At 46.6% G+C, this 13,848-nt stretch carries 14 protein-coding genes; 5 read left to right on the top strand and 9 right to left on the bottom strand.

Annotated elements, in window-relative coordinates:
* Positions 1–148 precede the first annotated feature (148 nt).
* The gene (locus IRJ25_RS04340; RefSeq protein ID WP_196430906.1) at positions 149–1,246 is read left to right on the top strand and encodes a M24 family metallopeptidase; all 1,098 of its coding nucleotides are present in this window, start codon (positions 149–151) and stop codon (positions 1,244–1,246) included.
* Positions 1,247–1,291: 45 nt separating this feature from the next.
* Here IRJ25_RS04340 and IRJ25_RS04335 read toward each other — a convergent pair whose 3' ends face one another.
* Both IRJ25_RS04335 and IRJ25_RS04330 read right to left on the bottom strand, forming a co-directional pair.
* Positions 1,292–2,014 (bottom strand): metallophosphoesterase family protein, encoded by a 723-nt coding sequence (locus IRJ25_RS04335; protein ID WP_214781561.1) that lies wholly within the window; start codon positions 2,012–2,014, stop codon positions 1,292–1,294.
* A 10-nt stretch (positions 2,015–2,024) separates the two neighbouring features.
* Positions 2,025–2,750 carry an SDR family oxidoreductase gene (locus tag IRJ25_RS04330; protein ID WP_269317834.1) on the bottom strand — a complete coding sequence of 242 codons (726 nt, stop codon included), beginning with the start codon at positions 2,748–2,750 and terminating at the stop codon, positions 2,025–2,027.
* A 183-nt stretch (positions 2,751–2,933) separates the two neighbouring features.
* Between IRJ25_RS04330 and IRJ25_RS04325 the strand changes: the two genes are divergently transcribed.
* On the top strand, positions 2,934–3,371 hold the full coding sequence (locus tag IRJ25_RS04325) for a universal stress protein (RefSeq protein ID WP_012726732.1): 438 nt from the start codon (positions 2,934–2,936) through the stop codon (positions 3,369–3,371).
* Positions 3,372–3,425: 54 nt separating this feature from the next.
* On the opposite strand, the gene IRJ25_RS04320 is transcribed toward IRJ25_RS04325, so the two are convergent.
* From IRJ25_RS04320 to tpx, 4 genes are all read right to left on the bottom strand, one after another.
* Entirely contained in the window at positions 3,426–4,028 is a 603-nt protein-coding gene (locus IRJ25_RS04320; RefSeq protein WP_269317833.1) for a 3D domain-containing protein, read from the bottom strand.
* A 407-nt stretch (positions 4,029–4,435) separates the two neighbouring features.
* Positions 4,436–5,647, bottom strand: coding sequence for an acetate kinase (locus tag IRJ25_RS04315; RefSeq protein WP_214781567.1), 1,212 nt, complete (start codon positions 5,645–5,647; stop codon positions 4,436–4,438).
* A 119-nt stretch (positions 5,648–5,766) separates the two neighbouring features.
* Complete coding sequence (locus IRJ25_RS04310) at positions 5,767–6,660, bottom strand: class I SAM-dependent methyltransferase (RefSeq protein ID WP_074036496.1); 894 nt, start codon at positions 6,658–6,660, stop codon at positions 5,767–5,769.
* A gap of 96 nt (positions 6,661–6,756) precedes the next feature.
* The gene (gene tpx / locus IRJ25_RS04305; protein WP_074036494.1) at positions 6,757–7,245 is read right to left on the bottom strand and encodes a thiol peroxidase; all 489 of its coding nucleotides are present in this window, start codon (positions 7,243–7,245) and stop codon (positions 6,757–6,759) included.
* A gap of 149 nt (positions 7,246–7,394) precedes the next feature.
* Between tpx and IRJ25_RS04300 the strand changes: the two genes are divergently transcribed.
* Positions 7,395–8,213 (top strand): NAD kinase, encoded by an 819-nt coding sequence (locus IRJ25_RS04300; protein WP_214691264.1) that lies wholly within the window; start codon positions 7,395–7,397, stop codon positions 8,211–8,213.
* Positions 8,214–8,260: 47 nt separating this feature from the next.
* Here the strand turns inward: IRJ25_RS04300 and IRJ25_RS04295 are convergent, their stop codons facing one another.
* Both IRJ25_RS04295 and ezrA read right to left on the bottom strand, forming a co-directional pair.
* Positions 8,261–9,832, bottom strand: coding sequence for an amidohydrolase (locus tag IRJ25_RS04295; RefSeq protein WP_269317832.1), 1,572 nt, complete (start codon positions 9,830–9,832; stop codon positions 8,261–8,263).
* A gap of 74 nt (positions 9,833–9,906) precedes the next feature.
* Positions 9,907–11,637: a septation ring formation regulator EzrA gene (gene ezrA, locus IRJ25_RS04290; RefSeq protein WP_196430912.1), complete on the bottom strand. Its 1,731-nt coding sequence runs from the start codon at positions 11,635–11,637 to the stop codon at positions 9,907–9,909.
* Between the two features lie 239 nt (positions 11,638–11,876).
* Here ezrA and IRJ25_RS04285 point away from each other — a divergent pair, with 239 nt between their 5' ends.
* On the top strand, positions 11,877–12,359 hold the full coding sequence (locus IRJ25_RS04285; protein WP_012726740.1) for a GAF domain-containing protein: 483 nt from the start codon (positions 11,877–11,879) through the stop codon (positions 12,357–12,359).
* A gap of 223 nt (positions 12,360–12,582) precedes the next feature.
* Positions 12,583–13,182, top strand: a complete 600-nt coding sequence (rpsD, locus tag IRJ25_RS04280; protein WP_031423120.1) for a 30S ribosomal protein S4 — start codon at positions 12,583–12,585, stop codon at positions 13,180–13,182.
* Between the two features lie 35 nt (positions 13,183–13,217).
* On the opposite strand, the gene IRJ25_RS04275 is transcribed toward rpsD, so the two are convergent.
* Complete coding sequence (locus IRJ25_RS04275; protein ID WP_214816231.1) at positions 13,218–13,844, bottom strand: GTP pyrophosphokinase; 627 nt, start codon at positions 13,842–13,844, stop codon at positions 13,218–13,220.
* Positions 13,845–13,848: the final 4 nt, after the last annotated feature.

Here is a 13,848-nt window from a genome sequence, read left to right as displayed (position 1 = left end):
TCAATACATTTTCTACTCTATTTAGTATACTGTATCAGTCGAACTAGTTCAAACTGTACCAATCCAATTGCAACATTTCCTTTCTGTTTTCGAAACAGCTATAATAGACGAGTAGTCAACGTAAGAGGTAGAAGGGAAGGGATTCAACTTGAATCAACGCACCAATCAAATTGCACAATCTCTAGCGACAAAAGGGTTAGATGCAGCATTCATCACGTCGAAAGCATCCGTGTTTTATTTCTCGGGAGTATACGCGGAAGCGCACGAGCGATTGATCGCCATTTTAGTTTTGAAGAACGGCACAACTGCCATCATCTGCCCAGCACTTGAAAAAGGGATTGTCGAAGCGAGTGACTGGTCAGGTGAAATCGTGACGTATATGGACCATGAAAACCCATGGGACAAAATCGTCAAGTTATTCCTCGATAACCAAATCGTTCCTGAACGAATCGGAATCGAAGGGGAGCATTTGACATTCAACCGAGTCGAGCAGCTTCGCGCCGGTTTTGCCGGTCTGTCAATTATCGATTTGACAGACGAGCTCCAAACGTTACGTATGATCAAATCACCGGATGAAGTCCGGATCATGAAGCGGGCCGCCGAGTTGGCAGATATGGCCATCGAAGCCGGGATCCGCTCCCTCCGTGAAGGCGTGACAGAACTCGAGGTCATCGCGGATATTGAATACGCCATGAAACAGCAAGGCGTCCGTGAAATGTCGTTCGACACGCTCGTCTTGTTCGGTGAGAACAGTGCCGACCCTCACGGTGTCCCAGGCAACAACCGCTTGAAAAAAGGAGATTTTGCCTTGTTCGACCTCGGTGTCGTCTGGCAGGGATACTGTTCAGACATCACGCGGACGGTTGTCTTCGGTGAGGCGAGTCGCAAACAACGTGAGATTTACGAAACGGTTCTCCAGGCTGAGGAAGCCGCAATCGAGATGGCGAACGTCGGTACGACACTCGGCGCAATCGATATCGCGGCACGACAAGTCATCACGTCTGCAGGATATGGTGAATACTTCACTCATCGAATCGGTCACGGAATTGGAATCGAAGTACACGAACACCCCTCGATGGCAGCGAACAATGACATGACCGCCCAAGTCGGGATGACGTTCACAGTCGAACCGGGTATCTATCTACCGGGAGTCGGCGGAGTCCGTATTGAAGACGATCTCGTCATGACAGAAAGTGGTCCCATCACATTGACGAGTTATCCGAAAACACTTCAAGAGATTGAATGACAAAAAGTGCGATCCATTCTCAAGGATCGCACTTTTTTACATATCTTAATAAAACAAGCGCAGCATGACATCCCGTTGCGGTACGTCATAACGTTCCATCTTCTCTAAAAAGGCACGTTTGTCATATGGGACCGCCTTCAGTTCAAGAGCAATCCCGGTTTCTCCTTCAGATAATATGGCAAAGCGAGCCAGGTCATCTTTCGCCACTCCGAGCGCACCAGGATTGACGTAGCGCTTGGTGTCATCTTCAAACAGATGGACAGGATGGTGATGTCCGAATAACACGATTTCTCCTGTATATGCTCCATACAGTCGCTGCATATTTTCCAGTGTCGGTTCGAGAATCTCGTGAAACGGTTCTTCGACAATCGTGGCATGGCGTCGTTCGGTCGGGATATGATAATGAATGCCGAACACCGTTTCGCCAACCATTTTGACGGACATTGTTCGTGGAAGGGATTCGAGGACATCTGCATATCGAGTCTCTAGATGACGCGCAACCCACTCATGGTGGGGGCGCGTATGAGCATAACTTTCTGGATGACCGTGTCCAGCCAAAAGGGAAAGGACCGCTTCATCATGATTCCCAGAAATCATATGCGTTCCCCGGTCTAACAAACGCTCCATGACCGCATTAGAGTCCGGTCCCATTGCAATCATGTCACCGAGCGACCAGATGACGTCGACCCGCTCCGCATCCATGACTTGAAGTGCAGCCTCCAACGCCTCGAGATTTCCATGGACGTCCGTGACCACTCCAATCTTCATCGCGTTCCCCTCACTTTCGGTATTGATGGACGACGTTGACGCCGCCTGTCACATCGATGATGGCACCTGTGATCATGTCCGAGTCTTCTTGTAATAAGAACGAAATCAAACGCGCGATATCTTCTCCTGTCCCGTGTCGACCGACCGGAGTTCCTTCATCCACTTCCGCTTCATCAATGCGCATCTCCTTTTGAGAGCCGACGATATTGCCCGGATTGACCATGTTCGCCGTAATCCCGAACGGGGCCTCTTCTAGCGCGACCGATTTTGTCAAACTGACGAGTCCCGTCTTTGCAGCGGCAAACGCAGAACGATGGATCCAGCCAGGGGCCGTCCCACTTTCCGGAAACCCATACGAGATGATGCGTCCAAATCGATTTGAGCGCATGGAAGGAATCGCACGACGCATCAACCAAAATGAGGCGGACAGGTTTCCTGTGATTACTTCGTCCCACTCTTCGTCTGTCAATTCGACGAGCGGTTTCCGCTCAAAGATATATGGACCTGCATTTAAAATCAAGGCGTTCGGTTCACCAAAGCGTTCGACCGCTTCCTCATAGGCTGAGAGCAGTTGTTCGCGGTCCGTCAATCCGGCCTCGATCATATGTATCCGTTCATGTTCCCAGTCAATCGGATTCCGTTGCAAAATGCTGACGTGCCACCCATCTTGTAACAGACGCTCCGTCACGACGCGTCCGATCCCTTTGGCACCAGATGTAATCATTACATGTTTCATCGCCCTACCTCCTCCGCCTTATTTTACCCGTTCTTTCACACGAATTCCAAACTTGGACATGTCGTGAACATCGTCATGAAAAAATTCACGCATTTTCATGGCGAAAAAGCGTGAAAACTGAAAGAAGTGGTATACTATATATGTAAGCCGAACGTATATTTCGAGCGAAAGGTTGGGATTTACATGGCAATTGTATACAAACACATTTTATCTGCCGTTGACGGCTCTAAAGAGGCAGAACGTGCATTTGAAACAGCAATCGATGTCGCGATTCGTAACGAAGGAAAACTGTACGTTGGTCATGTGATTGATACGCGTACGTTTGCGACTGTAGAAGCTTACGACCGCACAATCACAGAGCGTGCCGAGACATATGCGAAAGAGTTACTTGAAGACTATGTCAATCGCGCGAAAGAGCGTGGCGTAAAAGAAGTCGAAACGGTGATTGAATACGGTTCCCCGAAAGTGACGATTGCGAAAAAGATTGCACCTAACCATGATATTGATCTTATTATTTGTGGTGCGACAGGTTTAAACGCCGTTGAACGGTTCTTTATCGGAAGCGTTTCTGAAAGCATCGTCCGTTATGCGAAATGTGACGTCCTTATCGTTCGTCAATAATCACCCATCCATCAAAAAGGGTCTTGCGCAATCGCAAGACCCTTTTCCTATGCATTATAACACCTTGACTGTAACCGTTTTACGACCAAATTGAATCGCTGCATTTTGCGAATACATTAAGATGTCAATTTTATTTCCTTTGATGGCGCCACCAGTGTCAGCTGCCGTGTAGGTACCCATCGACTTGCCCCCTACGAATACTTGCACTTTCGTTCCGAGTGGAATGACGCGCGGGTCTACCGCGACTACATTTCGCTTTTGGGTACGAACGTTCCATCCAAGTGCTGTCTTACCTGAACATCCCTTGCAGTACGGTGTATATGCGGACGCTTTCATCGTATACGTCTTCACGCTTGCTGGTTTGAGCGGTTTAGGAGCACTTACAGTACGTAAGTTCTTTGTAGGAACCCATCCGGCCTTCCCTTTATAGTTCACGCGAATCCAAGCACCTCGAGAACCTGTACGTTGAAGACGATCACTCGCCGTCATCTTCCCAATCACTCGTGTATTTGATTTCCCATCTGCATAGACCATCTTCGAACCTGACTTTGTTGCAACATATACTTTTTTCGTAGCTGCTTCTACTGGTGAAGTGGGTAGAGCAAATGCAAATACGGCGATGGCGAGAAGTAAGAGCGTCATGATTTTTTTCAACATACGTTTATTCGTCCTCTCTTCGTCAATTTGGTTTCATTTCATATCATCATCTATCGAACGAGTGACTCGTCACTCCAATTGAATATTTCGTCCAGATAACTATATGACGAAACATCAGTCAGTGCCGTTACACTTCCTGTTCATTTGAGTGACACGAATATTACAAATCGATGTCAAAATTAACGGTTTATCGCGTTAGATTGACATTTAAATCGAATACGAGATATTTTTATAAATTAAAATCCAATATATGGTTCATTCATGACGTAAACATTGCAAAACGGTGCAGATGAGGCGCCTAATGTTACAAAGAAGAAAACATTTGTCCTACTTACGATTCTTCACATTAGTAAAAAAGACTCATAAAAAAACCCACGTTACACGAAGTAACGTGGGTTCGTTTCGTATTATGCGTGTGCTTCGACAAGGTTTGCAATGCGTACCGTGTCGCGCGCGATGACCAATTCTTCGTTCGTCGGGATGATGATGACTTTAACTGGTGAGTGAGGATAGTTGATAAACAACTCTTTTCCGCGAGCACCGTTGTTAAGTGAAGGATCCCAGTAGACACCCATGAATTCAAGACCGCGAAGGATGCGTTCACGGATGACGTCTGAGTTCTCACCGACGCCCGCTGTGAAGATGATGGCGTCGACACCATTCATTTCAGCCGCATATTGACCGATGTAACCGTGAATACGGTTTGAGAAGATTTTCAATGAAACTTCTGCACGATGGTTGCCTTCTGCAGCCGCTTGCTCGATGTCACGCAAGTCACTTGAGATACCAGAAAGACCGTACACGCCAGACTCTTTGTTCATGACGTTCAATACATCTTCAGCAGACTTCCCTGTTTTTTGCATCAAGAACGGGATGAGGGCCGGGTCCAAAGAACCTGAGCGCGTTCCCATCGTGATTCCTTCGAGTGGTGTGAAGCCCATCGTTGTATCGATTGAGCGACCACCTGCTACTGCAGCGATCGATGCACCGCTACCGAGGTGACATGAAATCAAACGCAAGTCTTCTAGCGGACGACCGAGAAGTTCTGCCGCACGCTGTGTGACATACTTGTGGCTCGTTCCGTGAAAGCCGTATTTACGTACACCATGTTCTGTATAGTATTCATAAGGAAGACTGTACAAGAAATTCTCTTCAGGCATTGACTGGTGGAACGCTGTATCGAATACCGCTATTTGTGGGACATTCGGCAAAATTGCCTGGAATGCACGAATACCTGTCAAGTTTGGTGGGATGTGAAGTGGTCCGAGCTCTGTGAACGATTCGATGTTCTTCATGACTTCATCGTCAATGACGACCGAATCCGCATACAACTCTTTTCCGTGTAACACACGGTGACCTACACCAGAAATCTCATCGAATGATTGGATGATATCCAATTCGATCAACTTCTCCAACGTCAATTCAACCGCTTCTTTGTGCGTGTGAAGTGGTGTGACCACGTTGAACTTCTGTCCTTCACCGTACTTGATTGTAAAAATCGCATCTTCTTTCCCTACACGCTCTACAAGTCCGACTGCGAGCAACTCTTCCGTTGGCATCTCGAGTAACTGGAACTTGAGCGATGAACTACCCGCATTGACTGCCATAATTTTCGTCATGTCATACACCTCTTACCTTTCGTTTTAAACGCATATCTTTATCTGTTCAATTTAAAACTGATAACTGTATCATAATGAAGATACTTGATTTTGCATACCTTTTTCAAGTATTTTGTCCATTATTTTTGAGTTGTTTTGAACCAATCATCAATCTGTTTCACAACATTGGCTACCGCTCTGACATCTGTGAATGACGGAAGTTCCACAAATAGCGCTTGTTTTGGCCGTGTGACGCCTTCTCCTACTTTTTGAAGGAGCAATAAGCTTTTCGCGTAACGTTCGTCTTTAAACATCGTCGTCGGAAGTTGAATGACCCCTTTCACAACAGCCTCACGGTCCATCCATTGTTTTAATTTCCCTTCGTCATCCTGTTCAAACAAATTGTTCGGGATGACAAATAATCCATGCCCACCTGGTTTCGTATGGCGAATCGCCTGTTCCATCAAGAGGAAATGCGAATAGGCATGTCCTTGTTCTCGTTTCATGTCGTATCCGGCTGCCACTTCATCATTTGGATAATATCCGATTGGCAAGTCAGCAACGGAAAGGTCGCTCGGTTCAACAAACAGAGGAGCAAGGGCGTCTTGATGGAAGTAGGATACTGGTTCTCCTAACAAGTTACTAATGGAATAGGAAAGACGAAGCAACAGTTCATCCACTTCGACCGCTTGCGCTGTCGCATCTTTTAACTGAGAGAGAACGGCGTGCGTCAACGTACCTGTCCCACTACCTAAATCTAGAATCGTCGCGTTTTCCTTAAGTAGCTTCGAAGCTAGATAACCCATAAATAGGCTGACCGCATCCGGTGTCGGTTGATTGTTCGGGGGGAGTTGTGTCGTTTCTTCCAAGACGAGTAAACTCACTGCTTTACGGACATCGTCCATCTTCTCTTTTTCAATGTCAACATGGTCAAATACTTGGACGAGTGCCTCGATCGGTAATACATCCAGGTCGTTGACCAGTTTCTTTGCTTCCTTCTTCCAATCACGATAGAGTTGTTCAAAACGTTCCATTTTCGTTCATCCTTTCCATACAAAACCGGCCCCCATGAGAGGACCGGTCGGTTCACGTACTAGTGTAAGCTATTTTAATCAATTTCGCCAAACGAATCAATTCGCTTGTTCGAACGCCTCAAGTGCCGCCGCGAAATCAACTTCATCTGTCATTTCATCCATATATTGTACATATTGGACGACGCCATTCGAATCGACGACGAATACAGAACGCGCAAGGAGACGCATTTCTTCAATTAAAACACCATATGCTTTTGCGAACGAAAGATCGCGGTGGTCCGAGAGGGTGACTACGTTATCTAAACCAGATGCAGAACACCAACGGCGCTGTGCGAACGGCAAATCGTTCGATACAGTCAAGACTGTACCACCGAGTGATGAGGCCTTTTCGTTGAACTCACGCGTTTGTGCATCACATACGCCTGTATCGATTGAAGGAATGACACTGATTAGTTTTTTCCCCGGATAGGTTGCTAACGTCACTTCTTCTAAAGCAGTCGTCAAGACGCGGAAATCAGGAGCTTGATCTCCTACCTTCACTGGATTTCCTTGTAATGTTACGTTGTTCCCTTTAAATGTTGGCATGTACTCATCCCCTTTGTTGTAGTTACTCGTTCATCATATCGATGAACTTGAGCCTTTGACAAACTTCCTGCTTTTGACTCTGTTTCAGTTTTCCCTATATCGGTAGGAAGAAACACGTTATAATAAAGAGGACACCATTGACAAAGGGGATGACTCAGATGAGAAACAACGTCTATTTGTACCATCGTAACGTCAACGAATTCACAAAAGAAGTGAAGAAACTGAGAGAAATCGGGGAAAAACACGGGTTCAACATCGTAAATCAACCGGAGGACGCGAACATCATCGCTGCAGTCGGCGGGGACGGGGCATTTTTACAGGCGGTTCGCTACACAGGCTTTCGTCAAGACGCCATCTACGTTGGCTTCGGTCGTGGATTGAACGAGTTTTATTGTGATTTCGACATACATAAACTCGATGAAGTCGACCGCCTCTTCTCGGACAACTCGATGCGAATCGAAGAAGGTCTCGAAGTCCGGAAGTATCCACTTCTTTCAGCATCGATCAACGAATCGACACCGCTCCTCTGTTTAAATGAGGCTTCGATTAAATCAAGTATTATCAAATCACTCGCCATCGAGGTCTATATCGACGATCTACATTTCGAAACATTCCGTGGGGACGGAATGGTTGTATCGACGCCGACGGGATCGACTGCCTATAACAAATCTCTCAGCGGTGCGGTCGTCGACCCACTCATCCCATGTATGCAAGTGAGTGAGATCGCTTCGGTCAACAACAATCGCTATCGCACACTCGGCTCATCCTTTATCGTTCATGATTCGCGTAAGTTGTCACTCCGCATCGTCGAAGACGGCAACGACTACCCGATTATTGGGATGGATAACGAGGCGCTCAGCTTGAAGTACACAGACCGAATCGATATCGAACTCTCGGACCAGGTCATCAAGACTGTCAAGCTTCGGACCAACTCGTTCTGGCATAAAGTGCAACGTTCATTCTTCTGATGTAAAAAAAGAGTTGCTTCATCCCTTTCGGATGAAGCAACTCTTTTTTACAGCGTGGCTTTTTCTGCTTCGTACACTGGTTGCCCTTCGACGACAGTCATGACAAGACGGTTGTGCAGGATGTCTTCCCCACTCAATTTAAAGAAATCTTCATCCCATACTGTGAAGTTGGCATTGTAGCTTTGAACCAATAGCCCGTTTCTTCCGTGCGTCCCTGTAGCAACATGAGGCGAATATGTGAAGCTGCGAAGAGCTTCATACATCGAAAGACGTTCACTCGGATTTAGCGTGCTCGACCCGTGAAACGATTGTCGCATCACCGCTCCAAACAATCCCTTTCGAACGTCAACAGATGAAATCGGCGCGTCACTTCCTCCTAACACCAATGCTCCCGTATCGAGTAAAGAGTTGAATCGATAGACATCATGCACACGCTCATTGCCCAACCGCTCGAACAGCATGTCCATGTCATCCGATAAAAATACCGGCTGTGCATCAATCAAAACAGGCAATGATTTGATTCGGTTGATCAATGAGTCATTCAATAAAGAGGCATGGATAATTCGATCTCGTGTCCCTTTTCTGGCAGGGTACTTTTCAAGCAGGCCGACAAATTGCTCAACCGCCGCATCACCGATTACATGCGCTGCCACATTCATCCCGTATGTTCGTGCTTTTTTCACAAGTGCCTCGAGATGATCTGGTCGATGCACTTCAATTCCTCGTTGACTCCGATCATCCGCATACGGTGCAGATAACAGAGCGGTGCGTCCACCGAACGAACCGTCGACAAAGAGTTTCATCGCACCGAAGTCAAAACGTTTCCGACGCGTCATCGCATCTTGCTGGATGACACGATCCACCACTTGTTCGTGAACGAGAAGGTGTGCTTGAAACGGAAGTTCATCCAGTACATCTTCGTACGCTTGAATCGTCTCGAGTGGATCTCCATGATAGAACAAGTCTTCCGTATGGGCGCCAACGACTCCATGTGCGAATAATGAATCGATTGCCCGGCGAAGAGAAGCGGCATTTTTCTTACGATTCCCACTCAATTCTTTATATAAGAGATCTAGTGCAGCATCATATAGGACGCCATTCAATTTACCTTCTTCACCTCGCCCAAGTTTTCCACCTTCGATCACCGTATGGTGGATCAGTCCAAGTCGTTCAAGTCCTTTCGAGTTCACGACGGCTACGTGACGACAGACACGCTTCAACACGACAGGACGGTCGTCAATCACTTCATCAATCATCTCGCGTGTCGGCATGTCACCGAGCAGACGATCATCAAACCCTTCTGCGACGATCCAATCGTCGTCCGACCCTCGTTGCTTCATCGTTTCAAGTAATTCTCGAAGATCCGTCGCTTCACTCGCATCGACACGGTCGAGCGCTTCGCCGTATCCGACAAGGTGAATGTGTGAATCGGTAAAGGCCGGATACACACTCTTCCCTTCCAAATTCACAATCTCTTCGATGCGACCGGCATATGTACGTCGGAGATGTCCCTCGTCCCCCATCTTCAAGACGCGTCCATGCTCAATAAACATGGCACGTTCCATCTCACCCGGTTTATTCAATGTGTAGATATTCCCGTTGACCCATAGTGTACCCATCTGACGATTCCTCCTTGATTGAAAAAAGATTGACGTCTACGTTTTTCCCGTTTCCGTCAATCTTCATGCATCGTTTATTTTTTTAGCAATTCTTGCTGTTCTAACCCTTTATCCACACGTTGACGAATTCCATTGGCTCCGTTCTCATCGAATCGACCGAGCACCCGCTCACCGATTTCGACAGCAGTGCCATACTCTCCATGCAAGAACTTGTTTTCCGCAAGCGTCAAGGCGATATGGACCTCGTTGTCACGGCGTCGGAAACGGTTAGCATATTGTAGTAACTGTTCCGCATACGTCACTTGACGAATCAGTGCATGGACACGGTCACGGAAGTTGTCCATCATCTCTTCGACATCATGGCTAAGGCCGACGATATACGTCATGTTGAACGGTGCCTTGTCAAACTGTTCGTCTAACGACTGGACACCTTTTTGGAGCTGACGTAAGTCGTTTGACAAATCATTCGGAACAACCGGCATCGCACTTTTCGCTAACAGGCGACGATGCCCAGACAATTCTTTTTTCCACGTTTCTAACTTGTGACGGACCTCAAGCTCTTCTTTACGTAATGAATTCGTATCCTCAATGAAACGCTCATGCATGGCACTGAATTGGTCAAGTGACCGTTTCGCTTCCTGCACTTTGGATTTGATCATACTGAACGGTAACATTTGCGCGACGAGAGCTTGTTCAATATCAAGTACATTCGCCGTGAGAGTCGTTCGTTCACGTTCTAATTGTTCGAACTCTTCTCCGACGCGTGCATTGATTTCATAGTTGCTTACAAGTCGAGACATTTCCGTCTGTAAGTGATTCATGATTTCGGCAGATTGCAATTCGCGCTCTTGTATCGTCGCAAATTCTTTTTTCACGTATTGGCGGGCATCGACCTCTGTTCGGAATGCTTCGAATAATTGATCGATATCCGAGCTCAACTGTTGCATGTCCTCTTCAAAATGATCAAATTCCAAGCGTTCGATTCGAGCCATCAACTCTTCTCGACGATCTTCCGCTTGATCGATTTCTTCCATTAATCCAAGTGGTTCAAGCGCATACCCGTCCATTTGCATTTCTTTATGTCCAGCCCGGAGTTGTTGAAGTTGTTGTTTCAGTTCCACTTGAACCGTACGTACAAATTGCGGAATGATCCGAATCAGTTCACGGATGTGTCCTACTTGATTCGATAAGGCTTGTCCGGTTTCAAATGCTTCAGAAACTTGACCGACCTGCTTTAAGTTGATCATCTCACTGCGTTTCGCCTCGGCAGCGGCAATCTCTTGTTCCACCAATGCATAGGTTGGTCCGAACGCATGGTTTTGTGAATTCAATGTCTTGCGGAACTGATACAACTCTTTCTCATCCTGCTTCACAATGTCCATAAGCGAGGTGTGATGCGTCGTAAATTCATCCATCTCATCGAGCATGGCGTGTACCATCGTCTCGAGCTCTTCAATGAGTTGTTCAGTTGCATTCAAGTCAGCTTTGACTTTCATGAAACGATATTTATCCAAGTCTTCCTCAGCCCGGTATAACGCTTCATCGATTTGACCTGCATGTACACTGACTAACTCATCCCAAGATTGATGCCAACGATCAAACTTTTCTTTTGTTTCCCCTTCCATCGGCCACTGTTTGAATTTCTGGAGTTCGACGGGTATGCTCGCACTGAGCACACTTTGTTTCCTCATATCCAAGTCGTCAATTTTTTGGTAAAAATTCCTTCGAATGAGCATACTCCCCAACATGCCGCCTAATACGACGACGATGATTCCAATGATTAATCCATAAATTCCGTAATCCATCTTTTTCACAACCTCCAAGCCGCTTTCGTGGACTTATGTACCTTTATATTAAAAAAAAGAAGTATTTTATAAGAATAGATATACCTAATCATATTATAGAACCAACGATTTGCATAGGTTTTCCAATGGTTTCAGTGGAGATTGTTCATTTTTTCGGAACTTTCTAACAAGACAAATCTTAAATTTGCGTGTACCATAATGCTAAATTCTAAAAACACGAAAGATGGAGGGGAATTTATATGTTCCAAACGACATCGTACTCAGGTGATTTGACAGCCGGTTACGAACTATTAAACAAGCAACTCGCCGCATTATTAGAGGGCGAAACAAATACAGTGGCCAACCTTGCCAACGCCAGCGCTTTACTCAACCAATTTTTAGATCGGATCAACTGGGTCGGATTCTACGTGACTGATTCTGAAGACAGTCTAATCTTAGGACCATTCCAGGGACTCCCGGCTTGCGTTCACATCGCGTTCGGTAAAGGGGTTTGTGGAACTGCGGCAGCTACACAAGAAACACAGCTCGTGGCCGATGTTCATCAATTCCCTGGTCATATCGCATGTGATGCGGCTTCGAATTCTGAAATCGTCGTCCCTCTCGTACGTGACGGGAAAACAATCGGCGTGCTCGATATCGACAGCCCGGAGTTCGACCGTTTCTCAGAAATCGACCGTCAAGGACTCGAACGTTTTTGCGAAACACTTCTTCGCTATATTTGATTGACAAGAGATGGTATTCATCGTATACTCATCTTTGTGCATGAAATGACGATAGCAGTCACAGACAAACGTATCCACCTTTCGGGCCTCGACTTTTGTCGGAGGGGCATCTCGTAGCTTCGCTATCAAGTGAAGGTGCTTGCACCTAGAAAGGGGCGTTACTCGTCTTTGACACCGTTGTTCTTTTGTGCAAAATACATGAACAACAAGGAGGAGTCCAATCATGGCTCGTTACACAGGTCCAGCTTGGAAACTCTCGCGTCGCTTAGGCATCTCGCTTAGCGAAACGGGTAAAGAATTAGCAAAACGTCCTTACGCACCAGGTCAACACGGAAATGGTCGTAAGAAAATCTCAGAATACGGTCTTCAGCTTCAAGCGAAGCAAGCACTTCGTCACATGTACGGAGTGAACGAGAAGCAATTCCGCCGCATCTTCAACGATGCTGGTAAAATGCCAGGCATCCACGGTGAGAACTTCATGTTCTTGCTCGAATCACGCCTCGACAACCTCGTTTACCGTTTCGGCCTCGCTCGCACACGTCGTGGAGCACGCCAACTCGTCAACCACGGTCACATCACTGTTGATGGATCACGCGTTGACATCGCGTCTTACCGCGTAAAACCAGGTCAAGTTATCGCTGTTCGTGAAAAGTCGAAAAACGTAAAAGCAATCGCTGAAGCACTTGAAGTAGCACCAGCTACAAAAGACTTCGTATCGTTTGACGCTGAGAAACTCGAAGGTACATTCGTACGTCTCCCAGAACGCGCTGAACTCAACGACCAAATCAAAGAGCAACTCATCGTCGAGTACTACTCACGTTAATGCTTTTTATCCCCTTCTTCACGAAGGGGATTTTTTTATTTCTTCAAAATCTCTTGTCGAATGCGTCCCATTTGCGTATCGAGGGCATCCGCCATGAGTGACGCTTCAATCAGCTCTTCTTTCGATGATTCTGGCACGGCATGTTGATATTTGTACTGAAGCTTATGTTCCGTTGCCGCCCAAAAGTCCATGGCGAGTGTCCGAATCTGAATCTCCGCAGGCACCCAGATGATTCGTTCTGCCAAGTAGACTTTCGTTTTCACGATGAGATGTAAGCTCCGATACCCGCTCGGTTTTGGATGTTTGATGTAATCTTTGATTTCGATGATATCTAAATCATCTCGCGCATCTAGATGACGCAAGATTTCATAAATATCGTCGCGGAAGCTCGTAACAATCCGAATGCCCGCCACATCGTGCACATGTTCCCAAAGCGCCGAAACTTCCAAAGGCAAGTCTTTCCGTTTCATCTTGCGCACGATGGACGGCAATGTCTTCATTCTCGTCTTCACATGTTCAATCGGTGAATACCCGAGTCTCGTCTGCCAGTCCAAGTCGATGATCCCGAGATCGCTCTCAAGTTCCGTGATCGCCATTTCATAATAACGAAAGTGTTCGCGCCATTGATGGAACTGCTCACCGAAAAATTCTTCTATCTCCATCGTC

The sequence above is a fragment of the Exiguobacterium sp. KJ 601 genome, from assembly GCF_027161185.1.
In the GTDB taxonomy this organism is placed as follows: domain Bacteria; phylum Bacillota; class Bacilli; order Exiguobacteriales; family Exiguobacteriaceae; genus Exiguobacterium; species Exiguobacterium profundum.
Note: the sequence above shows the minus strand (reverse complement) of the source record. Positions and strands in the feature narration are given on the sequence as shown.

Coding starts and splice junctions, on each gene's coding strand:
- IRJ25_RS04335 (WP_214781561.1), bottom strand. CDS start 2,014: ATGAAGATTGGAGTGGTCACGGACGTCCATGGAAATCTCGAGGCGTTG.
- IRJ25_RS04330 (WP_269317834.1), bottom strand. CDS start 2,750: ATGAAACATGTAATGATTACATCTGGTGCCAAAGGGATCGGACGCGTC.
- IRJ25_RS04325 (WP_012726732.1), top strand. CDS start 2,934: ATGGCAATTGTATACAAACACATTTTATCTGCCGTTGACGGCTCTAAA.
- IRJ25_RS04320 (WP_269317833.1), bottom strand. CDS start 4,028: ATGTTGAAAAAAATCATGACGCTCTTACTTCTCGCCATCGCCGTATTT.
- IRJ25_RS04315 (WP_214781567.1), bottom strand. CDS start 5,647: ATGACGAAAATTATGGCAGTCAATGCGGGTAGTTCATCGCTCAAGTTC.
- IRJ25_RS04310 (WP_074036496.1), bottom strand. CDS start 6,660: ATGGAACGTTTTGAACAACTCTATCGTGATTGGAAGAAGGAAGCAAAG.
- tpx (WP_074036494.1), bottom strand. CDS start 7,245: ATGCCAACATTTAAAGGGAACAACGTAACATTACAAGGAAATCCAGTG.
- IRJ25_RS04300 (WP_214691264.1), top strand. CDS start 7,395: ATGACTCAGATGAGAAACAACGTCTATTTGTACCATCGTAACGTCAAC.
- IRJ25_RS04295 (WP_269317832.1), bottom strand. CDS start 9,832: ATGGGTACACTATGGGTCAACGGGAATATCTACACATTGAATAAACCG.
- ezrA (WP_196430912.1), bottom strand. CDS start 11,637: ATGGATTACGGAATTTATGGATTAATCATTGGAATCATCGTCGTCGTA.
- IRJ25_RS04285 (WP_012726740.1), top strand. CDS start 11,877: ATGTTCCAAACGACATCGTACTCAGGTGATTTGACAGCCGGTTACGAA.
- rpsD (WP_031423120.1), top strand. CDS start 12,583: ATGGCTCGTTACACAGGTCCAGCTTGGAAACTCTCGCGTCGCTTAGGC.
- IRJ25_RS04275 (WP_214816231.1), bottom strand. CDS start 13,844: ATGGAGATAGAAGAATTTTTCGGTGAGCAGTTCCATCAATGGCGCGAA.